The organism is Amphibacillus marinus (assembly GCF_900110345.1).
Classification (GTDB): domain Bacteria; phylum Bacillota; class Bacilli; order Bacillales; family Amphibacillaceae; genus Amphibacillus_D; species Amphibacillus_D marinus.
In genome coordinates, this window is the sequence record NZ_FODJ01000005.1 from 105,961 (window position 1) to 128,935 (window position 22,975).

Genomic DNA, 22,975 nt, shown 5'->3' on the forward strand with positions numbered 1-22,975 from the left:
TGATGAAAATGAAAGAGGAAAAACGCGGGTTATCATACCATTGGAAACGTCTAATTAAGAAAAAAGGCTTTTACCCAGCAGTTTATCTTGCCGTCGCTGCACTCTTATTAACAGGAGTGTTATGGTACCAAAACATGGATCGCATTGCTGAACCGGAAACTGGTCAAGGCGAAAATTTACAAGATCAATTACGTGGTGAAAACCCATATGACTTCGATGAACCATCTGACATGGTCACGAACCCAGTGGAAAATGTAAGCTTACCCGTACTATCAGAAAGTGCAACCCAAATTGTAACCAAGTTTTACGATTTCGACAAGGAACAGGCTGATCAGGAACAGGCACTCGTATTCTATGGCAACAAATTTTACCAAAGCCAAGGTATCGATATCGCAGCTACAACTAGCGAACCCCTTCCGGTTGTCGCAGCATTGAGTGGTGAGGTAGTAGAAGTAAAAGAAGACCCAGTATTAGGCTATGTTGTGCAGATCGCGCATGATCATGATCTTGTAACCTATTACTCAAGTCTAACTGCTGTAGAAGTGGAGCCAGGTCAAAAAGTTTCACAAGGTGAATTTATTGCCAATGCTGGAACAAGTGACTTTGGCAAGGATAACGGCATCCATGTTCACTTCGAAATCCGAAAAGAAGGTAAAGCTGTTAATCCAGAAGCATACCTTGAGCGACCTGTTACTGACATTGTAGTTGATCAAGCAGAACAAGTAACAGAAGATCAATCAGATGAACAAGAAAACCCAGATCCTGAGCTTGAATCTGGTCGAACAACAACACATAGTTAAATTGAAAAGACTTAGCAGAATTGCTAAGTCTTTTTCATGACTTGTAACGTTGTCGAATAAAGCGATATTTGTCGAACGAATTAGCCAATATGTGTATTGTTTTTTTACATTAATTGTGTGATAATTTAATTGTATAATTTTAGTAGGAGGAGGGAGTTGTGTCGAATCAAATTAACAAGTCAAATAGCAATCCTAATCTAACAGCTGAAGATTACTTGGATTGGCTAAACGCTAATGTTGAAAAGAAATACCATAATGAAATGCTTGCTGACTTTTTTCTTTTAACTAATGATACGTATTCACAATGTATTGGATTAGAGTTTTTATATATAAATGGTTATTACAGAGAATTGGAGATTCTTATTCTTAAAAACGAAAAATCTAAGATAAAAAGGAATCAAGAAGCTGCATACCTATATCAATTACTTTTAGCCAAGAGAAATGGAACCATTAGATATAAAGTTTTATGCGAAATCTTCGAAAATTTAAAGCCTAAAGATTTATTTTTAGCTTGTATTAGAGACTTTATATATATTGCTATTCATTTTGACTTAAATGACTATTCGGAAATTATAAATCAGTTTACCCCGTTAAAGGAAAAAGTGAAATACATAAAAAATCCAATTTTAGTAAAATTATTTAGAGTGCGAATAAATGTTTTTTTATTTCATCATCATTGGAAAAAAAACGAAATGCTTCTAGCAAGAAAATATGGTTTTACGGCATTAAACGTGATGATAGATAATTACCAAATAGCAAATCTTCATTTGAATATTAGTCTTTCTTATATTTTTGATAGTTTCGAGTTCGCCTGGTTTCACCTATTGGAAGCTAAAAAATTAGCGGAAAAACACAATTTCATTAAGTTAAATAATGTTATAGAAGTTAATAATATCCCATTTATCTATGCGCATTTTAAATTGCCAAACAAATTAGTGACATCAGACAAAAGTGAACAAGCTCATCTGGCCCTAGGTAGAGGTGAGATAGATTTAGCCAAAAAAATACTATCTAACTTGAAGGATGACTCACCTTTTACTTCTTATTATAAAGGATGGGCGTATGAGGACAAGCGGATGTTATTAAAATCCTATAATGATTTTCTTGAGGAGCAAAGTGACTATTTTTTTGCAAGACTACCCTTAGCAAAACTTAAAATTATTTAGAGTTTTTTGCAAAAAAAATGATAAGGAGGATTTTAAAATGTTAAAGAAATTTAGGTGTGTCGTTTTTTCTGTTTTAATTTCAGTTAGTATCTCCACAATTGTAGCTCCATCTCAAAATCAAGGGACTGGAGAAGGGTCAACTGCTTCTTTTTATATTAGAAACGATCCGCGTCATGGAGACATAGTCTAGCATTGTCTAAAACAATTAAATTCTTTAAAGAGGATTGTCATTCTTCGATGGCAATTCTTTTTTTTACGCTTGCTCATAAAAGAATAGTTATACTTTAACCCAATCCAATCCTCCAAATAAAACAAAAACCCCCAATGGAAGCATATTCACCACTTGTTGTTAATAAAATGATACAAACTACACAAGACGGTTCGAGGTTTTTCATTTGTACTGTTTAGAGATTTTTCGTGCTAATCGCCCTTCCCATCCTTGACCAGACAACAAGAGGAGGCAAATGATGTGCATGATTATATTAAAGAAAGAACAATCAGGATAGGGCAACACATTATTGATACCAAAAAGACGGTTCGCACGATTGCTAAAGAGTTTGGGGTATCAAAGAGTACGGTTCACAAGGATCTGACCGAGCGGTTGCCTGAATTAAATCCTGATCTTGCCATCAAAGTGAAAGAAATTCTTGAGCATCACAAAGCCATTCGACACCTTCGAGGTGGTGCTGCAACCAAACGAAAATATGAGAAATCGACAACGCATTTTTAACACATGAGTGAAATCCTTCCTATCTAATACCCTTAAATATTTCATTTTAGTGAAATTGTCAAATTAAATACAATCTAATCGAAAAATAGATTAACTTTCCTAATTAATTTGTGCTATTATATATTATTAGAGGCATTATAAGGTATTACGGAAGATATTAGATAGGGAGGATCGAAATCATGTTTTCGAGAGATATAGGAATTGATTTAGGTACAGCAAATGTTTTAATACATGTTAAAGGGAAAGGCATTGTTTTAAATGAACCCTCTGTTGTTGCTATGGATCGGACCAATGGCCGTGTTTTAGAGGTTGGTGAGGAAGCGCGTCGTATGGTCGGACGTACGCCTGGCAATATTGAAGCGATCCGTCCTTTAAAAGATGGGGTTATTGCTGATTTTGATGTGACTGAAGCGATGCTGAAGCACTTTATTAATAAAATTAATGTACGTGGGATGTTTTCAAAGCCGCGCATGTTAATTTGTTGTCCAACCAATATCACAAAAGTGGAACAAAAGGCAATCAAGGAAGCTGCTGAAAAATCAGGTGGTAAAAAAGTATACTTAGAAGAAGAGCCTAAAGTCGCTGCAATTGGAGCAGGGATGGATATTTTTCAGCCTAGTGGCAATATGGTTGTTGATATCGGTGGTGGAACAACAGATGTTGCTGTTCTATCTATGGGTGATATCGTAACGGCGCAGTCAATTAAAATGGCTGGGGACAAGTTTGACGTTGAAATTCTTAATTACGTAAAACGTGAGTATAAGCTTCTGATTGGGGAGCGGACAGCCGAAGATATTAAAGTGCATGTAGCAACTGTTTTTCCTGGTGCACGTAATGAATCTATTGATATTCGTGGTCGTGATATGGTTTCAGGACTGCCGCGAACAATTACGATTAAATCAGAGGAAATTGAGAAGGCGTTACGTGAAGCGGTTGCTGTCATTGTCCAAGCCGCTAAAAATGTTCTTGAAAGAACGCCGCCTGAGTTATCTGCTGATATTATTGATCGTGGTGTTATTTTAACTGGTGGTGGTGCGCTCTTGCATGGTATTGATCAGTTGTTGGCAGAAGAATTGAGAGTGCCTGTCTTTCTTGCGGACGAGCCAATGCATTGTGTTGCAAAAGGTACTGGAATTATGCTTGAGAATATTGATAAGATCGAAAAGCGTTCGTTTATTTAAGTGAACGGACTAAATATCTAGCTTTCGATAGCCGATAATATGTTAAAATAGGCATAACTATCGCCAAACATGAAAGGGCGTGTGATCAATTGCTAAGAGGATATTATACCGTAGCAAGTGGAATGATGACTCAACAGAGACGACAGGATACGCTTTCAAATAATATTGCGAATGCACAAACACCCGGTTATAAGCAAGATCAGGCAATGATACGGGCATTCCCAGAGTTGTTAATTAAACGTCTAAGTAAAGAAACGTTACCGACAACAAGACAGTTTACCCTGCCAACAGACCAGCAACTTGGTTCAATTAATACCGGGGTTTATGTCCAAGAAACGATTGCCGATCATCAGCAAGGTGCTATTCACGAGACTGGTATTAGCACAGACTTGGCGTTAATAAATGGTGAATTTCCAGATGAAACTGGTGGCCTTTTTTTTGGTGTTCAGAATGGAGACGGCACGATCGGTTATACAAGAAATGGTAATTTCACCGTCGATGGTGCAGGCTTCTTAACGACTAATCAAGGGCATTATGTTTTAAATCAAGCTGGTGAGCCGATATTCACCGATGGTCAAACCTTTCAAGTGAATAATGATGGTGTCATGACGTTAGCAGAGGGTCAAATCCCATTACATATTGCTTATGCTGCCAACGTTAATGAACTAGTTAAGGAAGATGGCGATCTGTTTCAAACAGATGGTGAAGCTTTGGTAGATGCTCGGACCATAGCTGGGGTGACTTATTCAATCGAGCAACGCTTCTTAGAAACATCAAATGTTGATGAGGCGCAAACGATGACGGAGATGATGCAGGCATATCGTTTATTTGAGACAAATCAACGTGTGCTGCAAATGTATGATCAAAGCATGGACATTGCCGTAAATCAAGTAGGGCGGATAAACTAAGGAGTGGTTGATCAATGAGTCGAATGAATATCCAAGCAGCGGTTACGATGGGACAGTTACAGAATAAGCTTGATCTAATTGGTCATAATATTGCCAATGTCAATACAGCGGGCTACAAGACCCGTAATGCCAATTTCAGCTCATTATTGTTTCAAAATATAGATAATTTTAGTGATGTTGAAGCGAATGCACCAGGTAGAGTGACGCCTCAAGGAATTCGACAGGGGTCAGGTGCTCGATTAGGTAGTACTGCTCACAACCTTTCATTAGGTGCTCTGCGCACAACTGATCGCCAACTTGATGTCGCACTATTAGCTGAAAATCATCTTCTTCAGGTCGAAGTTACTGAGAACGGGGTAACTGAAACACGCTATACCAGAGATGGCGCACTTTATCTTCAACCAATGCCTAATGGCCAACTTACGTTAACGACCAGTCAAGGGCAGCCAATAATTGGCCAAGCGGGTCAACCCATTCAATTGGAAGACGGCTTTGAGCGGATTGCGATTAACAATGTTGGAGAGGTTGTCACACTTCGCAATGGCACGGAAGTTGTTGAAGGTCAGCTTGCTGTTGTAGAGGCGGTTCGTCCACAATTGCTTGAAACAACAGGGCATAATTTGTTTCGCTTGTCTGACTTATCAATGACAGCTTATAATACAGAGGATGTGGTAGCTGATGTTGCCCCCTTTGCTAATCAAATTCAAAGTGGTACACTGGAACAATCAAATGTTGATTTAACAACCCAAATGACTGAACTACTTCAGGCGCAGCGTTTGTATCAAATGAATGCAAGAACGATTTCGATGCATGACCAAATGCGCGGGCTAGTTAATCAAATACGTTAAGGAGTTCTTTTTTATGCAACGATCTGAACAAGAACCGCAAGCTGAGCAGCTAACGGAAAAGGCAAAGCAGTCTCAAGACAAGCAATTACAGAAAGAGCAGAGAAAAGAAAAACGGGCGGCAAAAGCGGAAAGAAAGACGCCAATTCGGCGGATTTTCCCCATCTGGCTTAGAGTAATTGTCGTCTTCATGCTTGCTATTCTCGCGCTTATACTTGGATTAATTGTTGGGTATAGTGTCTTAGGCGATGGTGAGCCGTTGGATGTTCTGCGTTTTGAATTTTGGCAACACATTCTTGATATTATCTCAGGAGTGGAATAATGTTAATTCAGAGCAGGTTAATAAAAGATTAATCTGCTTTTTTGGTATTTAGGATGAGAGGAGAAGTAACAATGAATATTGAACAAATTAAACAGGTTATTCCGCATCGTTACCCATTTTTATTAGTAGATGACATTTTAGAAATTGATGAGGGTAAACGTGTAGTTGGAAAGAAAAATGTAACGATTAACGAGCCTTTTTTTCAAGGCCATTTTCCTGATTATCCAGTCATGCCTGGTGTGTTAATTGTCGAAGCACTTGCTCAAACTGGAGCAGTAGCCATGCTAAGTAAAGAAGAAAATAAAGGGAAAATTGGCTTTCTAGCTGGTATTGATAAATGCCGGTTCAAGCGTCAAGTAAAACCGGGTGATACACTGATGCTAGAAGTTGAAATCACGCGCTTAAAGGGACCAATTGGAAAAGGTAAAGCAAAGGCAACAGTTGATGGTGAACTGGCTTGTGAAGCAGAAATTATGTTTGCTATTCAATAGCGATTAGCTTAAGAGAATGTCTGAATAATGAGATGTTTTCTTTTTTTTGTTATTCAGCAGTTGGTAAAAGTCCAATTTGTTCAGAGGTCGCACTTTAAACATACCTTTAGGAGCATGTCTACTCGTTTACAATGATTGGGTGATAAAGAAAAGAACTACTGCTTGAAAATTCACTATATTTGCGTATAAACGTGGTGGTACTGGGCACTTTATAAGAGAGAATGGTATAAAGTGAGGTGATGACATGTTAACTAGATTGCTTCTTGCTATGATGACGCTAACGCTTCTTTTCGGTTGTATGCAAAACGAAGAAGATCAAGCGCCTGACGATCAACCAGCCGAAGAGGAAGTCCATGAAGATGTTGATGATATGGAACAGGATGTTGAAGATACATTTGAAGATGATCAAATAGAAGATGAAGAACAAGATCCTAATATGGACAATACCGATGAACCATCAGATATGGGTGAAGAGGAAGAAGAGAATAATAATTAATAAGCTAAGTTGAGCGCATTTTGTTATATTTCGCGCTCTTTTTTTTATAGGCTAACCGATGTATCTGAATTACAGACTGACGTTCTCGTAGGTTTAGTCTCATAAAACAACAAAGCAACTCTGTGAACTATCCGACGATATGTGCTTGTGTATCGTGATTTTTCTTAACTCGGCTGTTATGTAATTAACTTTTTTCATTATAGAGTATAGCAAAGAGAAAAGATGAATAGACTGTTTGTTAAGAATGCAGGTCAAAGAAGGTAAGCATGTGAATCGTGTTTTTATTAGGAAATCGTTTATTTTTATCATTATTACAGTGTTAATTAAGTTAGCTGGGGTCATTAGAGACATTGTCATTGCGAATTACTTTGGCGATTCTTACTTAGCTGACGCTTTTTTGACAGCTTTTGTTCTCGTAAATGTGTTAATCCTTTTTTTCACTAATGGGATGCGTCATCTATTTGTACCCTTGTATATGAAGGCCAGAGTAGACCATGAAGAAGATAAATTCACGGCAACAATCTTCTATGGGACAGGGGTGTTTTCAGCTTGTCTTGTGCTCGTACTTTTGGTAATTGTGCCGTTAATTATTCCAATTCTCTACCCAGTTCAAGCTGATATTATTATTAATTTGACGCAAATCTTGTTAATGGCTGTCTTATTTGTAGCAGTTAATGCAGTGTTGGAGGCGTACTTCGAATCGATTCAACGGTACTCAATTTCAGCATTTTCTCAGTTAATAGTGTTACTTATTATGATTGCTACTGTTGTTCTCTTCCACCAGCAATTGAGTGTTTATGCGCTTGCAGTTGGTTATTTACTAGGAACAATCACTTCATTCCTGCTTAAATTATATTTAGCAATAGGAGTGGTGGGCTGGCATTTTTCTATTAAACGAACACAGTCTTTCTATATTAATTATTTTCCAATCGCATTAACCGTTATGATTGGTCAAATTAATTTAGCTGTTGATCAATTATTTGCTAATCGTATTGGAGAAGGTGTTGTAACGTATTTAAGCTATGCAAAAAATCTTGTTCATTTACCGCAAGCACTTATTGCAACTGCACTTGGGACGTTAATATTCCCTGTTATTTCAAAGGCATTTGTATCGGAAGATCGTGATCAGCTTTTGAAAACAATTAATCGTGGCCAGTTACTTGTATTGACGTTACTTATTCCAGCGATTGCAGGAATGGCAACTTTAATGACAGAAATTATTCAATTGCTTTATCAACGTGGTCAGTTCACTCCGCAAGCAACACTGGCAACAACAAGAGTTGCATACTTTTACCTAGGTTCAGTATTTTTTTATAGTTTTAATACGCTGATTGTGAATGGGTTGTATGCTCTAAATAAAGCAAAGGCAATTATGAAAATTAGTCTCATTTCGGTTTGTCTCAACGTAATTTTAAATGGCATTCTTTCATATGCTTTTGGCTTTGTTGGCATACCATTGGCGTCCTCGATCGTTGGAGGACTTTATTTATTGTTAACTTATCAAAAGTTCTGTCAGGAAATTGGTAAACTGAGCTTCACAGGATCTTATAAGCAACTGATAAAAGTTGGCATAGCTAGCTTAATCATGATTATTGTCTTGGTTAGCTGTTCCAATTTGCATGTCATTCTCCAAATTATATTAGGTGTAAGTGTATACTTACTCCTTCTAGTATTGCTTAATTTAAAAGAGTGGAAGGAAGAAATCAAATGGCACAAAAAATAAATATAACGACGTTCATTTTAGGATTCCTTCTGCTACAACCTTTTATTGATTTGTTAGTTTGCGTTTCAAATATTTGGCCATCAGTCATTAGGGGGGGATTTTTGTTTGGGGTTGTTTTCTATCTCTTCTTAACAAAACAGTCCCGTATTTATTTGTGTTTTCTTTCTGTCTATATCCTCTTGCATTTAGCAGTGCTAATTGTTTTTAAAGACCCAGTTTCTATGGACTTTGAACTAAGTTATGTAATAAAAACATTATATTTTAGCGTCATCCTTCTCCTTTACCGTCAAATTGAATCCCCACAGAGACTTTATCCAATTCTAATGACCAACATGGTCGTTCTTAACGCGATTATGTTGCTGGCGACATTAACCGATAGTGGAAAACGAACTTATAATATGCTGGCAAAGCTAGGGCATACAGGTTGGTTTTTTTCAGGAAATGAGCTAAGCGTTATTTTTGCAATTGGTATTGTGATTCTCATTATAGATTGGTTTAATTGTTTAACGCGCCAACGTTATATCAGTGTATCCATTCTTATCATAATCCATAGTTATCATATGCTGATTATTGGAACGAAAGTTAGCTTATTTAGTTTACTAATTGTGTTAGCCAGTTCAATTGTTGTCATGGTTGTAAAAGGTAAGCAGCATAGCGCACTATATTTAACACTTCTACTTACAACTGTGCTATTGTTATTGCCTTTGACTCCAGCGGGTCATAACACGATGAGGCTTGTTAATAATCAACAAACGGAATTAGAAGGCGAGGTAAACCTTAATCCTTCTATTAATGAAGTATTAAGTGGTAGACGTGATTTCTTAGCAGATAACCTAGAGCAGTTTAACCAAGCACCATTGTTATTAAAACTTTTTGGTCTGGGATATGGTGGACTTTATTCAACCAGCCCTAAGCTAGTCGAGATGGATGGCTTTGACTGGTTATTCGGTTTTGGGTTAGTTGGCTTTGCTCTACTTCTTTATCCGTTAATAAAAACAGGTCTAGATATTTGTTTAAGTCTTCGAAGCTGGCGGAGCCCAGAGGTTAGTTTGTTATTACTTGCAATTAGCTTAGCTGCAGGGAGCTCACTAACCGCAGGGCATGTATTGTCCGCACCTGCCGTAAGTATTTATCTTGCCTGCTTAGTTATGCTGGTGTGGCAGTATTTCATAGGAGAGGAACTACAGGTTCTGGTAATTACCACGATGTATCCGAGTAAGAAATACCCTTCATTCGGTATTTTTATTAAGAATCAAGTGAAGCAACTTCAAGCGCAGCAAATAAAAGTGACTGTTTTATCAATAAAATCTTTAAAAATGGGTAAAACTAACGTTATCGTCAAATATATGACTTGGATGGTTAAATTCCTGATTATCCTTATCTTTACTGGTCAACGCTATCAGGTTGTGCATAGCCATTATATTTTTCCAAGTGGCTGGCTAGGGTTAATGACAAAAAAGGTCTATCGTAGTCGATTTATTGTCACGGCCCATGGTGGTGATGTCGATCGAATGCCAAGGAAGCACCCTTGGATTGCCAAGAGAAGTGAACGTATTTTAGCTGAAGCAGATGAGGTGATTGCGGTAGGTGAGGCGTTAGCTCAGGCACTACGCAAGGGTTTTAACGTTAGCACGGAAAAACTAACTATTTTGAATATGGGCGTTAATCGCGAGATATTTAAAGCGATTGATGGCCAAAAAGCAAGAAAGATACTAAATTTATCCGAGCATAAGATCATTATTCTATTTGTTGGAAACTTAATTGAAGCAAAGGGTATTGAAGATCTATTAATGGCATGTCAGCAATTAGCGACAAAATATGATCTTGAATGTCACTTAATTGGGGCAAAGAAAGAGCCTGAATTTTTAAATCAGTTAATGAAAGAGGTATCAGATGATTTTCAAGTTCATCACGCAACGAATCAAACGGCAATCGCAACTTGGTTGTCAGCAGCAGATGTATTTGTGTTACCTTCTCACCTTGAAGGCTTTGGGCTAGCAGCGCTTGAAGCGATGTCGTGTCGTACACCAGTCATTGGCACGAATGTCGGTGGCTTATCTTATTTGCTTGATGATGGAGCGGGATTAAAGGTACCGCCTTATCGACCTGATGTGTTAGCGGAGGGAATTGAACGGGTTATTTCTGATCATGGTCTAAGCGAGAAATTAATTCAAAATGGGGAAGAAAAGGCCAAGCAATTTGATCAACAGTTAATCATTGCGAAATTAATAAAACTATATAACAACAAGGAGTAGCGATCATGAAACAAAAACGTATTTTATTAATTGCTTCTATTGGAGGCCATCTCACTCAACTCTTGCAATTAGAAACGCTTTTTACCAATTACAATTATCATATTGTTACGGAGCGCTCAATTATCGCTAAACAGCTTAAAGATCGCTTCCCTGTCTCTGTCTTGCTTCAAGGCGGTCGTAACTATCCAATTAGATACTTATTTAAGTTTCTCTATAATAGCTGGAAATCGCTTGCTATTTTTCTAATAAAACGTCCAGATATTATTATTACCACTGGTGCCCACACGGCTGTGCCAATGTGTTATTTAGCAAAGCTGTTTAGAAGAAAAATAATTTTTATTGAGAGCTTTGCGAAATCAACAAGTCCAACTTTGTCAGGACGACTTGTTTACCCAATCTCAGATTTATTCATCGTCCAATGGGAGTCAATGAAGGAAGTTTATCCAAAAGCAATTTATGAGGGGTGTGTCTATTGATCTTCGTCGTTCTTGGCACACATGAATTACCATTTAATCGCTTGCTAATTGAAGTAGAAAAACTAATTGCTAATGGCCTAATTAAAGAGCAAGTTATTGTTCAAACTGGCCATACCAAGTATGCATCACCTTTAATGGATATTTATAATTTTGTCAGCTACGACCAAATGGACAAATGGTTTGAGCAAGCGAGTTATATCATTTCTCATGCAGGTACAGGCTCTGTACTGACCGGGCTGAAGAAAGGAAAAACAGTAATTGCTGTACCAAGGCTAAGTAAATTTAAGGAACACAATGATGACCATCAGCTCCAAATTGTGGATGCACTCAGTAATCAAGGGCACATTTTACCTTGCCATGATTTACATGATTTACCCCTCGCAGTTAAAATGGTTCAATCCTTTCAGCCTAAACCCTTTGAGTCTGGCAGGGACAAGCTTTGTGCGTTACTGCAAAAGTTTATTGAGCAATTTTAACAGTGTAAATATGGGAATAGAAAATTACACAGAAAATACATGAATATTTTTTTGAATTGTGCTATAGTTATTTGATGAACCTACTTTACTTTAAATTCACTGAAACTTTACCTGAACTTAACACGACTATATATATGAAGATGGGGAGAGGAAGGATTCAATTATGGAACTTGTTATTGTTGGTGTAATATGCTTTTTTTTAACAATGGCCTTAACCCCCTATGTAAAAAAATTAGCCTTTAAAATCGGCGCTACTGACCAACCAAATAAACGTAAGGTACATCAAAGAATTATGCCACGATTAGGTGGATTAGCGATTTTTATTAGCTTTATGACCGCGTTCCTAATTATTAACCCAAACAGTGCTTATTTCTGGCCAATTTTAATTGGTGCCGTTATTGTAACTGCAATGGGAATGGTTGATGATGTATATGAATTGGCTGCACGCTATAAATTTCTTGTCCAAACAGTTGCAGCACTAATTGTTGTACTTAATGGAGTTGAGATTACTTATATTAATTTACCATTTGCGAACACACTTCATTTTGGCTATTGGAGCATTCCGATAACGGTTATTTGGATCGTTGGGATTACCAATGCCATTAATTTAATTGACGGTTTAGATGGACTAGCAGCAGGTGTTTCTACTATTGCCTTAATTACAATTGCTGGCTTGGCATTATCACTTGGTGACGTATTCGTTGCCCTAGTTAGTATTTTATTGATTGGTAGTACCATGGGCTTTTTAGTATTCAACTTCCATCCGGCTAAGATTTTCATGGGTGATACCGGTGCATTATTTCTTGGTTACATGATTGGTGTTTTATCAGTCTTAGGCTTTAAGAATGCCACATTGTTCTCATTACTCGTACCAATTGCCATTCTAGGTGTACCAATTTTGGATACTTTATTTGCCATTGTCCGACGGGTTGTCCACAAGAAACCACTTTATTCACCGGATAAAATGCACCTTCACCATTGTCTATTGAACCTAGGTTTTGGTCACCGGCAAACAGTCATCTTAATCTATGCTATGAGTGCAATGTTTAGTATTGCAGGTGTTATTTTAAACCAATCAACCATGTGGGGATCGACGATTACCTTCTTTACTTTAACGATCTTAATTGAACTTGTTGTTGAAATTACTGGCATTATTAGTGTGGATTACCGGCCACTGTTAAACTTATTTAATAAACGAAAGTAACAAAGAAGCATCTTGTCGAATGTTATGAATCGACAAGATGCTTCTTCTTTTTTTGTCCATTTACTTTCGACATGCCAGTTGCAATGTAATTGACAAGTCGTTCACTAGATCGCCCATCTGAATAGCTATTCCATTGCTTAGCAAAAGCTTGAACGATAGTTAGATCAAAATGGTTTTCCTTAATAGCAGCAACGAGCCCTTCTGTGGTCTTTACAACCGGACCAGGCATATTAAGCTGGTAGTCCGACCAAAAGCCTCGTTCTTGCTCATATGCTTCTAAATCATAGCAATAAAACACCATTGGTTTATTTAATAATGAAAATTCAAACGGTATTGATGAATAGTCGGTAATCAAAAGATCAGTAATCGTCAGCAGGTCATTAATATCTTGGTCATTAGCAACATGAACAATAAAACTATCCTGCCCAAGCTCGATCTTATTTTGAACGGCTGGGTGAAGTTTAAGCATTAATAAATAGTCATTACCTAATTGCTGCTTCATTAGGGCAAGATCGAGATGAAGCTTTGCCCCAGACAATTCAGCGTCGCGAAACGTAGGGGCATATAAGAGTACCTTTTTTCCATTAATAGCTGGATAGTTTTTCGTCACGCTTAGCTTAGCTTCATTTAACTTAACCAAATCAAAGAAAAAGTCAGTGCGTGGTATACCTGTTTTAAGCATCTTCGCTTCTTCTATTCCAAAGCTCTGTTTAAAGATATTGGCCATTTGATCAGAACCGACTACGACGTGATCAAAGCGATTATAAACTGCTTTAAAGCGCTTATGAGCAGCCGCTGAACGTGTTTTAATGGTTGGGTCCTTTAAGCCAAATCGCTTAATAGCACCAGCTGCATGCCAAAGCTGGATACACTTAACTTCAGGACGAAAGCGGGTAACAGCTAGAAACCCATAATAATTGTCAACAAACACGATCTTGGATGTTGCTAAATGATAAATGGACTTAATAAAGTCGATTGCATTACCAGTGCCAAATGGAAGAACTAAAAGACGTTCATCTGTGCAAAAATCAAACTGACATTGAGCAGTTTTTAGAATAATGAGTTGGTGGTCAATTTGCTTTAAGCAGGCTTTACTGACGTAATCAACATTTAGGCCAAATGACGCAACAAAGGTTGTTTTGTTTTTTTCTGGCAGGAGCTTGCAAAATGAGAATAATAGACGAGTGGCAAGTAAATAAAGTGAGATTAGAAAGTCTCTTAACATTATAATCCTTTCTTCAAATCATTTTTTGTTTTCGTTGTTGAGATTCCATCAGTTCTTGGTAGATATCTAACCTTGCAAATTGAGGAAAGATAATCAAATTCACCTTTCCAATCATCGCCCATAACGAATGTATCTATTTTGTGGTTTACAATATCGTCTTCTTTTTGTTCCCACATACTCTCTGGAATGACTTCATCAACATACCGAATTGCTTCTAATATTTTTTTACGGTCCTCATATCTGTGGTATGAGCTCTTATGTTTAATTGTATTAAATCCATCTGTGGATAAACCTACAACTAGATAATCACCGAATGACTTTGCTCTTTTTAAGATATTTATATGTCCTATGTGTAGTAAATCAAAGGTACCATAAGTAATAATTTTTTTCATGGAGAACCTCCTAGACAAATTTATTTGTAGTGAAAATATTAAGTAGTACGTATAGTTAATCGTTAATATTATATTAATTTATAGAATATTAATCAAGTTACCTTAAAGTAACATAGAAAATTTAAGGGTGTTATAAAAACTAAGATGGAATTATAGGCTTTCCTTTTTTCTTTCGATAACTTTTCCATAATTTTGACATTTAATCACAAAGGTAGCAGTTAGAACCTCAAACTATTGACCTATTTCAACCAAGTTAGATAATTTTTTTTTATTTTTTATTAACTTTTGTCATTAAAAGATGCATAATTAGTATATATGTAAGATAAAGGTGGTGATTGGGAGCTTTTAATTATAATTATTATTTATTTTTTTGTTAATTATTTTAGGAGGTAGATATGAGAATACGTATAGTTAAAGTCTTAATTGCACTCCTCTTGTTTAATCTAGTACCACTTGATATTGTCATTTTAGCAACAAGTGATCATGAAGAAATAGATATAGATCTAGAAATGACCGAAGAATCCGATAATCCATCATTTAATGAAGAAGAGATAGGTGATTTGGAGTCTAATACTGAGAGTGAGTTTATAGAGCAAGAAGACGAGGATGAAATAGGAGACGAGGAAGAATTTATAGGCACTGATGAAGAGAGCTCAAATGCTACAGAAGAGACTTCAAAGAATGATTCATCAACCCAGTATCTGGATGAGACACGAGATTTAGAAAACAAAGAAACATCAGAGTTGCAGAGCCAAGCTCCCGAGAGTAGAACAAGCAAGCTAGGGCATATACGTAATGCTAATGTTCGTATATATGATAGTTATACAAATCTCTCTAACTATCAAACTGCTGGATCATCATTAACAAATGCAGTATATTATATAAAATTACAAGCAGATTATAATGGAGAGACTTTTTACTTGCTTAGCACTCAGCCGAGTGCTGTAAACGGTGTAGTTGGTTGGGCGAAAGCAACTGATCTTTCATCTAATGATCACGTAGGTATTAATAATCAATCAAAGAATTTCTATATAAAAGGAACAGGAAGTGCTTATAGTAAAGCATGGGGAGGCAGTAAGGATCTTGTCTTTGAAGATATGTCTGCTTTTAGTGGTCAGACCTTTTCTGTACACTTAACAGAGCGTGTTGGCAATAACACCTGGTATCGTGGGCGTTTAAATGGCGAGGTTGTTTGGTTGCATTCAAGCTACGTTAGTGATTCTTCCCCTGCACTCCGAGAAGGCTCTACAAGTAGATTGGGACATATCAGAAATTCAAATGTCAGAATTTATAGCAACTTACGAAATATGAGTAATTTTACTACTGCTAGCTCTACCTATACTAACGCGGTTTATTATATTAAACGTGCTGCAGTATTAAATTATGAAAGGTATTATTTGATTAGCACAGAGCCGAGTGCAACAAGAAGTGTAATTGGTTGGGTGAAAGCAGATGATTTATCTAGCCATCCACATGTTGGTGTTGATAAAGATTCAAAAACATTTTATGTTAATGGAGAAGGAAGTGCGTATGGAAAGGCGTGGGGAGGCCAGAGGGATATAGTCTACAGTGACTTATCTGAGTATGCTAACTACAATTTTGAGGTTCACCTTACTGAGCAGGTAGGAAACAACATCTGGTATCGCGGTCGCTTAGATGGAGAAGTTGTTTGGTTACACTCTAGTTATGTTAACGAAACTCCAGCTTTACGCCAAGGATCAACAAGTAGATTAGGTCATATTAGAAACTCAAGTGTAAGAATCTATAGTAATTTACGGAGTAAGAGTAACTATACGATTGCAGGATCCAATTACACCAATACAGTCTACTATATAAAGCGTTCAGCAGTAATGGAAAATATAAGGTACTATTTAATTAGTACAGAACCAAGTGCGACAAACGGTGTAATTGGTTGGGTAAAAGCAGATAATTTATCCAGTCACCCTCATGTTGGAGTTGATCGAGAGGATAAGATTTTTTATCTAACAGGTAGAGGACAAGCATTTACTAAAGCTTGGGGTGGAAGTAAGGATCTTGTTTATAACAATTTGGGTTCTATGACTAATCAACAATTTAGGGTTCATCTAACAGAGCGCATAGGAAACAACATCTGGTATCGTGGAAGATTAAATGGGAATGTAGTATGGATACATTCTAGCTATGTAAGTGATTCAACCACAAGATATACAAATTATTCTCGAACTTTATCACAAATTGTAGATATCCAGATGACAGTAAGGCCACAAACTGATAAGTATAGAAATTCACCTGCGTATGTCCACAGTTCTTTAGTTAACAGAAGTGGATCAAATGGTGTCATTAATGGTAATTCAGTCAGAGTTAGATCTGAACCTACAACCAATAGTCATACCTATATATCATACAATGCTGGTCAACAAGTTTCTATACTTGGACAAACAACTGGAACAACAGTAAGCGGAAGTAATGTATGGTACCAAATTTCATTAGGGCAATGGCGACTTCCGACTCGATCTGATTTAACTCAATTTTTAGATCCGAGTATACAAGATCCATTTCAATTCTTGGTACTATCTGAGCCTGCCGGGGCTAGTGCTAATGTGCTGAATCGCCATTTATCAAGTGAAGGCGTTCTTAATAATAAAGGGACTAAATTTATAGAGGCAGCTAGAGCCTATGGAGTAAACGAAGTATACCTTGTTAGCCATGCAATTTTAGAGTCTAATAATGGCAGATCAGCATTAGCTAGAGGGGTGAGAGTGGGTAGAAATAGTTCTGGTAGCCCTACTCTTGTTGATAGTTCAAATGCAAATAGTTTGACAGATATAAAGACTGTTTATAATATGTATGGAATTGGTGCATTTGATGGAGTAGCGCTTAGTCAAGGAGCTATTCGAGCATATAATGAAGGTTGGACGTCAGTTGACCTCGCTATAGTTGAAGGAGCCCAATTTGTAAGTAGTAGCTACTTTAACCGTGGTCAGGATACTTTGTATAAAATGCGTTGGAATCCTGCTAACCCGGGGTCAATGCAATACGCAACAGATATTGGTTGGGCTTCGAAACAAGTATCTCGAATGAAAGCTATTTATGATCAGATAGAAAACCCATCAATGGTATTTGATATTCCTGTGTTTAGATGATAAATTAAGCTTTGTAATTTTTGAATAATCTTCTAAGTTTCTGTTCTGCTTAATGTGGAGCAGAAACTTTTTTTGATTTTAGGTATTTTTAACAGTAATTAGTGGAATGATTTTATGAAAGAATTAATTGGTTTATACCTCCTTTTTAAAATTAGAGATGCGAAAAAAGTAAATTACAAGCAGTTATTTAAAATCAGATTATCTAAAAAGTTAAAAGAGTGTTAAATTAGTAGATTGGGTTTTCGACAATAATTTCCGACAATAATAAGAATAACATAACATTTGTTGCGCCACTTTCTCAAAAAGTGTATATTTATAGTTGTTTGCATATAATGTTTCTACTTTAAATGAAAAATATAGATTCTAAAGGAGATAAGTTATGATATACGCTGAGATACTTGCAGGTGGCAAGGGAACAAGAATGGGTAATATAAATATGCCTAAACAGTTTATAACTCTCGGAGAAATTCCAATTCTAATTCATACTATAGAAAAATTTTTACTAAATAGTAAATTTGAAAAAATAATTGTGGTATCACCAAAGGAATGGATTAATTATTCTAAAGATATTATAAAAAGGTATATTGGAGTTGATGAGCGGATTGTAGTAGTTGAAGGTGGAAAGGATCGTAATGAATCAATAATGAGCGGCATCAACTATATAGAATCAACTTTTGGTTTGAATGATGATGATATAATTGTTACACATGACTCAGTACGTCCTTTTCTTACGCATCGAATAATTGAGGAAAATATTGAAAATGCCCTAAAACATGGTGCTGTTGATACAGCAATTGAAGCTGTAGATACGATTATCCAGTCAATTGATTCCGGTGAATTTATTGATAATATTCCTGTAAGAGACACGATGTATCAAGGGCAGACACCTCAAAGCTTTAATATAAAGATTCTAAAAAAATACTATGAAGAACTAAATGAACAAGAGAAAGCAATTTTAACAGATGCTTGTAAAATATTTGCCCTTAAAGGGGAGAAGGTTAAAATTGTAAAGGGTGAGTTATTTAATATTAAAATTACAACGCCATATGATCTAAAAGTCGCCAAAGCAATTTTAGGAGAGAATGTAAAATGATTAATCAGATATATCGATTGGTATCACCACGTCAGTTTGAGGTTACGTATGAAAGGCAAGGTCTCCAGTCAGGTTTAGTTGTTGTTAGACCAGAGTATCTTTCAATATGCGCAGCAGACCAGAGATACTATACTGGCACTCGTGGTAAAGAAGCATTATCCAAAAAACTACCAATGGCTTTAATACATGAGGGCATTGGCTCGGTTGTATATGATCCGAACGATAACTTTAAACCAGGGGACCAGGTCGTTATGATTCCCAACACGCCTACGGAGAAAGATGACTTCGTTGCTGAAAATTACTTGCGATCTAGCAAATTTAGATCAAGTGGATATGATGGTTTTATGCAAGATTATGTATTTTTAGATAGTAATCGTATTGTTTTGTTAAGTGAGCAATTAAAGCCTCATGTAACAGCTTTTCTTGAATTAGTAACAATAAGTGTTCATGCTATTACTCGCTTTGATCGCCTAGCTCACAAGAGAAGAAATGTCTTTGGTGTATGGGGTGATGGAAACCTAGGCTATATTACCTCGTTACTTTTAAAAAACTTATATCCTGAAAGTAAGGTGTGCGTTTTTGGAAAAACAGAGTACAAACTAAATCATTTCTCCTTTGTAGACGAGGTCTATCAAATTGATAATATACCGGAGACATTGAAGATTGATCATGCTTTTGAATGTGTTGGCGGTAAAGGAAGCCAATATGCAATTAATCAAATTATTGACTATATTAATCCAGAAGGGTCAATTTCAATTTTAGGTGTTTCAGAAGATTTAGTTGAGTTGAATACCAGAATGATTTTGGAAAAAGGTATTACTGTTATAGGAAGTAGTAGAAGTGGTAGAGAAGATTTTGTTAAGGCTGTTAATGTACTAACTAAATATGAATCGATTCAAGAATATTTAGAGACTCTAGTAGGCTCTGTCCATGAGGTGAAAAGTATTCAGGATATTATTGATACATTTGAGGCAGACCTCACAAGCTCATGGGGTAAAACAGTTATGCATTGGAAAATCTAAAATTAATTGCTACGGGAGGAAGATATGAGTATAAAACTTATTTTTACTATAGTTTCCAACTTTTTTATAAGGATAGTCTATAATCTATCCTCTCTTTTTCCTGTAGTTGAAAATAGAGTAGTTTTTGCCTCTTCAAGATCAGATAGCCTTTCTGGCAATTTGTATTATGTTTTTAATGAGTTAGAAAGTAGAACTGAGACCTTTGAATGCATATTCTTATTAGAAAAATTTAAAAGTGGTTTCTTTAATAAGGTTTTTTATTTTCTGAGAATGTTAAAAGCGACTTTCTTTTTGGCTACCTCAGAATTTTTTTTTATAGACGACTATTATTACCCAATTTATGTTATTAAACCTAGAAATAAGGTTAAGATAATTCAGCTATGGCATGCAACTGGAGCATTTAAAAAATTTGGGTATAGTACCATTGGAAAATCATTTGGTCCCAGTGAAAAGTACTTGAATTCAGTTAAAATTCATTCTAATTATTCCTATGTGACTGTAAGCACAAAACATATTATTTCTTACTATGCAGAAGCATTTGATATGCCTGAAAACAAAATAGTTTCTATTGGAATACCCAGAATAGATTTTTTCTTCAATAGTCAGGAACATGAGGAATTAAAAAAGCGTTTCTTTAAAGAGTATTCAAACTTTAAAAACAAAAAAATAATTCTCTATGCCCCTACATATAGAGGTGGGAGCTATCGAAAGAAGAGTTTTGAATCAAAAATTGATTTTTATCAATTGAAAAAAAACTTGGGAACAGAATATATTTTTCTTGTTCATCTTCATCCCTATATTACAGAGGGATTAGCAGAAGATTTCCCTGACGACTTTGTATATGAAATAACGGAGAGGTTTAATGTAAATGAATTGATGATAATATCTGATATATTGATAACAGATTATTCATCTGTCATTTTTGAATTTAGTTTATTACATAAGCCAATTGTTTTTTATACACCAGATCTTAATAGCTACAAGAAGGAAAGAGACTTCTATTACAATTTTGAAACCTTTATACCTGGGCCTAAATTTGATGACACAGAAGCGATGTCAGCGTATATAAAGAAGGATAACTTTGATCTCGAGAAAATAAAAAAATTTAGTGACTATTTCTTTGAGAGGAAGGATAATCTAAACTCAAAACGAGTTGTAGATTACTTTATAGGTAAAGGGACAAATAAAATAAGCAGGAGTGGTTTTACAGATGATTAGGATTATGAAAAGGGCAGTAAAAAAGATTTTCTTTAGACAAGGTAATAGAAAGTTAGATAATCCAATAATTATTGATGGTGAACAATTGATTATTAGACCGGAAAATACAAATGGGAATGCAAATAATTATCAATCTGATTTGTATATACCAAAAAGAAAAGTTACAAAGCTTGAGTTTAACGGTGCACAATTATATATTAAAGGTTACTATTATCTACAAGGTATAGAGATGGACGAAGAGGATTTAGTTAAAAAAGATTTAGTTTTATTTAATAATAATACTGAAAAGTATCGCGTTACCTTGAGAGATATACCTATCTCAAGGGTAAATGCTAATTCTAATCTAGAGGAACGTTATCGTTGGTCTGGATTTGAAGGACATATTGATTTTTCTAAACTATCAAGTGGTAATAAACCTATTGAAGCCGGTGATTACACTTTCTATATTGAACTAGAAATATTAGATGTCGGAAATGGATTAATTAATAAACTTTTTTCACTGGGTAACATTGAATCCTATTTTATAAATGGATTCCATTCAACTAAAATGGATTACTTTACAGCCAATAGGGAATTAAAATATAATTTAATTGCAACTTACGATTATACTAAAAAAACCTTGAAAATAAGTGCAAATAAGCTTAAGGATATTGATCCTAGAGATTTTAATATTCAAGAAAAGGAAAGCAATGATTTCTGGTATAAAGTATTTAAGAAGAGGATTTTTAATTTAGTATATATTTTGTTTTGCGTCTTTCCAATTAAGAAGAAAAAAGTCCTATTTGCCTCTGATAGTAGAGACGAATTATCTGGTAACTTCAAATATGTTTACGAAGAGATGCTCAGACAGAACTTAGCTTTGAATATCAAATTCATTTTGCGAAGTAGTGTAGATAAAAAGAAAACAATCTCTGAACTAGTACATCTTGCATATGAGATAGCTACATCAAAATTCATTGTGTTAGACGATTTTTTTCCAATGATTTATAATTTGCGAATTCGTAAGTCTGCTGAGTTAGTTCAGCTTTGGCATGCGGTTGGTGCTTTCAAAACCTTTGGCTTTAGTCGAATTGGAATGCCCGGTGGTCCTTCACCTAAATCAAAAAATCATAGGAACTACACAAAAGTTACAGTAAGTTCTTCTAATATTATCAAGCATTATGCAGAGGGCTTTGGAGTGGATGCTGCAAAGGTACTACCTACAGGAATACCTAGAACAGATATTTTCTTTGATGAAAAATACGAGCAAGACACAATTAGCTATTTGCACAGTCAATATCCATTTCTTAAAGGGAAGAAAGTAATCACTTTTGCACCAACTTTTCGCGGGAATGGTCAACAATCTGCTTATTATGACCTTGATGCACTTAACTTTGAGAAGCTTTATCAGGAACTTTCTGATGAGTATGTTTTTATCTTTAAACTACATCCATTTGTTAAAAATGATTTGAATATACCGTACATGTATAAAGACTTCTTTTATGATTTTTCTGATTATCGTGAGATTAATGATCTTTTATTTGTTACTGATATTCTTATTACAGATTACTCTTCAGTTTGTTTTGAGTTCGCGTTATTAAATAAACCCATGTTGTTCTTTGCATATGATGTGGAAGAGTATGTGCGTACGAGAGATTTCTATTTTGATTACTTATCTTTCATCCCAGGACCACTTATTAAATCGACAAGCCAATTGATAAAAACAATTACAGAGAAAGATTTCAAAATGGAGAAAATTCCTCCATTTATTGATTTTTTCTTTGATGATGTGGACGGGAAATCATCGAAACGTGTTGTAGAAAAAATTTTCAAATAATTTTCCTTGAGGTG

At 35.8% G+C, this 22,975-nt stretch carries 21 protein-coding genes; 19 read left to right on the top strand and 2 right to left on the bottom strand.

Features of this window, described 5'->3' with window-relative positions; translation table 11 throughout:
• Window positions 1–8: 8 nt before the first annotated feature.
• From spoIIQ to BM000_RS08710, 14 genes are all read left to right on the top strand, one after another.
• A complete protein-coding gene (gene spoIIQ, locus BM000_RS08645) occupies window positions 9–800 on the top strand; it encodes a stage II sporulation protein SpoIIQ (protein WP_091496927.1) in 792 nt (263 codons plus the stop codon).
• A gap of 158 nt (window positions 801–958) precedes the next feature.
• Entirely contained in the window at window positions 959–1,966 is a 1,008-nt protein-coding gene (locus BM000_RS08650) for an AimR family lysis-lysogeny pheromone receptor (RefSeq protein ID WP_091496929.1), read from the top strand.
• A 469-nt stretch (window positions 1,967–2,435) separates the two neighbouring features.
• Window positions 2,436–2,696 (top strand): sporulation transcriptional regulator SpoIIID, encoded by a 261-nt coding sequence (gene spoIIID, locus BM000_RS08655; protein WP_091496931.1) that lies wholly within the window; start codon window positions 2,436–2,438, stop codon window positions 2,694–2,696.
• Between the two features lie 179 nt (window positions 2,697–2,875).
• A complete protein-coding gene (gene mreB / locus BM000_RS08660) occupies window positions 2,876–3,877 on the top strand; it encodes a rod shape-determining protein (RefSeq protein ID WP_091496933.1) in 1,002 nt (333 codons plus the stop codon).
• A gap of 89 nt (window positions 3,878–3,966) precedes the next feature.
• Window positions 3,967–4,785, top strand: coding sequence for a flagellar hook-basal body protein (locus tag BM000_RS08665; RefSeq protein ID WP_091496935.1), 819 nt, complete (start codon window positions 3,967–3,969; stop codon window positions 4,783–4,785).
• Between the two features lie 14 nt (window positions 4,786–4,799).
• Window positions 4,800–5,633, top strand: a complete 834-nt coding sequence (locus BM000_RS08670) for a flagellar hook-basal body protein (RefSeq protein WP_091496938.1) — start codon at window positions 4,800–4,802, stop codon at window positions 5,631–5,633.
• A gap of 13 nt (window positions 5,634–5,646) precedes the next feature.
• Window positions 5,647–5,952: a DNA-directed RNA polymerase subunit beta gene (locus BM000_RS08675; RefSeq protein WP_091496940.1), complete on the top strand. Its 306-nt coding sequence runs from the start codon at window positions 5,647–5,649 to the stop codon at window positions 5,950–5,952.
• A 71-nt stretch (window positions 5,953–6,023) separates the two neighbouring features.
• The gene (gene fabZ / locus BM000_RS08680; RefSeq protein WP_091496942.1) at window positions 6,024–6,443 is read left to right on the top strand and encodes a 3-hydroxyacyl-ACP dehydratase FabZ; all 420 of its coding nucleotides are present in this window, start codon (window positions 6,024–6,026) and stop codon (window positions 6,441–6,443) included.
• 244 nt (window positions 6,444–6,687) lie between these two features.
• On the top strand, window positions 6,688–6,939 hold the full coding sequence (locus tag BM000_RS08685; protein WP_091496945.1) for a hypothetical protein: 252 nt from the start codon (window positions 6,688–6,690) through the stop codon (window positions 6,937–6,939).
• A gap of 268 nt (window positions 6,940–7,207) precedes the next feature.
• Complete coding sequence (gene murJ, locus BM000_RS08690) at window positions 7,208–8,662, top strand: murein biosynthesis integral membrane protein MurJ (protein WP_177178258.1); 1,455 nt, start codon at window positions 7,208–7,210, stop codon at window positions 8,660–8,662.
• The gene (locus BM000_RS08695; RefSeq protein WP_091496949.1) at window positions 8,647–10,917 is read left to right on the top strand and encodes an O-antigen ligase family protein; all 2,271 of its coding nucleotides are present in this window, start codon (window positions 8,647–8,649) and stop codon (window positions 10,915–10,917) included. Before murJ ends, BM000_RS08695 begins: the two co-directional genes overlap by 16 nt.
• 5 nt (window positions 10,918–10,922) lie before the next feature.
• The gene (pssD, locus tag BM000_RS08700) at window positions 10,923–11,393 is read left to right on the top strand and encodes a PssD/Cps14F family polysaccharide biosynthesis glycosyltransferase (RefSeq protein WP_091496951.1); all 471 of its coding nucleotides are present in this window, start codon (window positions 10,923–10,925) and stop codon (window positions 11,391–11,393) included.
• Window positions 11,390–11,869 carry a PssE/Cps14G family polysaccharide biosynthesis glycosyltransferase gene (pssE, locus tag BM000_RS08705; protein ID WP_091496953.1) on the top strand — a complete coding sequence of 160 codons (480 nt, stop codon included), beginning with the start codon at window positions 11,390–11,392 and terminating at the stop codon, window positions 11,867–11,869. The genes pssD and pssE overlap by 4 nt, the downstream gene beginning before the upstream one ends.
• A gap of 163 nt (window positions 11,870–12,032) precedes the next feature.
• Window positions 12,033–13,073 (top strand): glycosyltransferase family 4 protein, encoded by a 1,041-nt coding sequence (locus BM000_RS08710; RefSeq protein ID WP_091496955.1) that lies wholly within the window; start codon window positions 12,033–12,035, stop codon window positions 13,071–13,073.
• A 22-nt stretch (window positions 13,074–13,095) separates the two neighbouring features.
• On the opposite strand, the gene BM000_RS08715 is transcribed toward BM000_RS08710, so the two are convergent.
• Window positions 13,096–14,298 carry a CDP-glycerol glycerophosphotransferase family protein gene (locus BM000_RS08715; protein ID WP_091496957.1) on the bottom strand — a complete coding sequence of 401 codons (1,203 nt, stop codon included), beginning with the start codon at window positions 14,296–14,298 and terminating at the stop codon, window positions 13,096–13,098.
• Window positions 14,298–14,690 carry a glycerol-3-phosphate cytidylyltransferase gene (gene tagD, locus BM000_RS08720; protein ID WP_091496959.1) on the bottom strand — a complete coding sequence of 131 codons (393 nt, stop codon included), beginning with the start codon at window positions 14,688–14,690 and terminating at the stop codon, window positions 14,298–14,300. The genes BM000_RS08715 and tagD overlap by 1 nt, the downstream gene beginning before the upstream one ends.
• Before the next feature lie 395 nt (window positions 14,691–15,085).
• Here tagD and BM000_RS08725 point away from each other — a divergent pair, with 395 nt between their 5' ends.
• The 5 genes from BM000_RS08725 to BM000_RS08745 all read left to right on the top strand — a co-directional run bounded on the left by BM000_RS08725 (window position 15,086) and on the right by BM000_RS08745 (window position 22,961).
• Window positions 15,086–17,812, top strand: a complete 2,727-nt coding sequence (locus tag BM000_RS08725) for an N-acetylglucosaminidase (RefSeq protein ID WP_091496961.1) — start codon at window positions 15,086–15,088, stop codon at window positions 17,810–17,812.
• A 379-nt stretch (window positions 17,813–18,191) separates the two neighbouring features.
• A complete protein-coding gene (locus tag BM000_RS08730) occupies window positions 18,192–18,905 on the top strand; it encodes an IspD/TarI family cytidylyltransferase (protein ID WP_091496964.1) in 714 nt (237 codons plus the stop codon).
• On the top strand, window positions 18,902–19,927 hold the full coding sequence (locus tag BM000_RS08735; RefSeq protein ID WP_091496966.1) for a ribitol-5-phosphate dehydrogenase: 1,026 nt from the start codon (window positions 18,902–18,904) through the stop codon (window positions 19,925–19,927). Before BM000_RS08730 ends, BM000_RS08735 begins: the two co-directional genes overlap by 4 nt.
• A gap of 24 nt (window positions 19,928–19,951) precedes the next feature.
• Window positions 19,952–21,145, top strand: coding sequence for a CDP-glycerol glycerophosphotransferase family protein (locus tag BM000_RS08740; RefSeq protein ID WP_091496968.1), 1,194 nt, complete (start codon window positions 19,952–19,954; stop codon window positions 21,143–21,145).
• Window positions 21,138–22,961 carry a CDP-glycerol glycerophosphotransferase family protein gene (locus tag BM000_RS08745; protein WP_091496970.1) on the top strand — a complete coding sequence of 608 codons (1,824 nt, stop codon included), beginning with the start codon at window positions 21,138–21,140 and terminating at the stop codon, window positions 22,959–22,961. The genes BM000_RS08740 and BM000_RS08745 overlap by 8 nt, the downstream gene beginning before the upstream one ends.
• The last annotated feature ends 14 nt before the right edge of the window (window positions 22,962–22,975 follow it).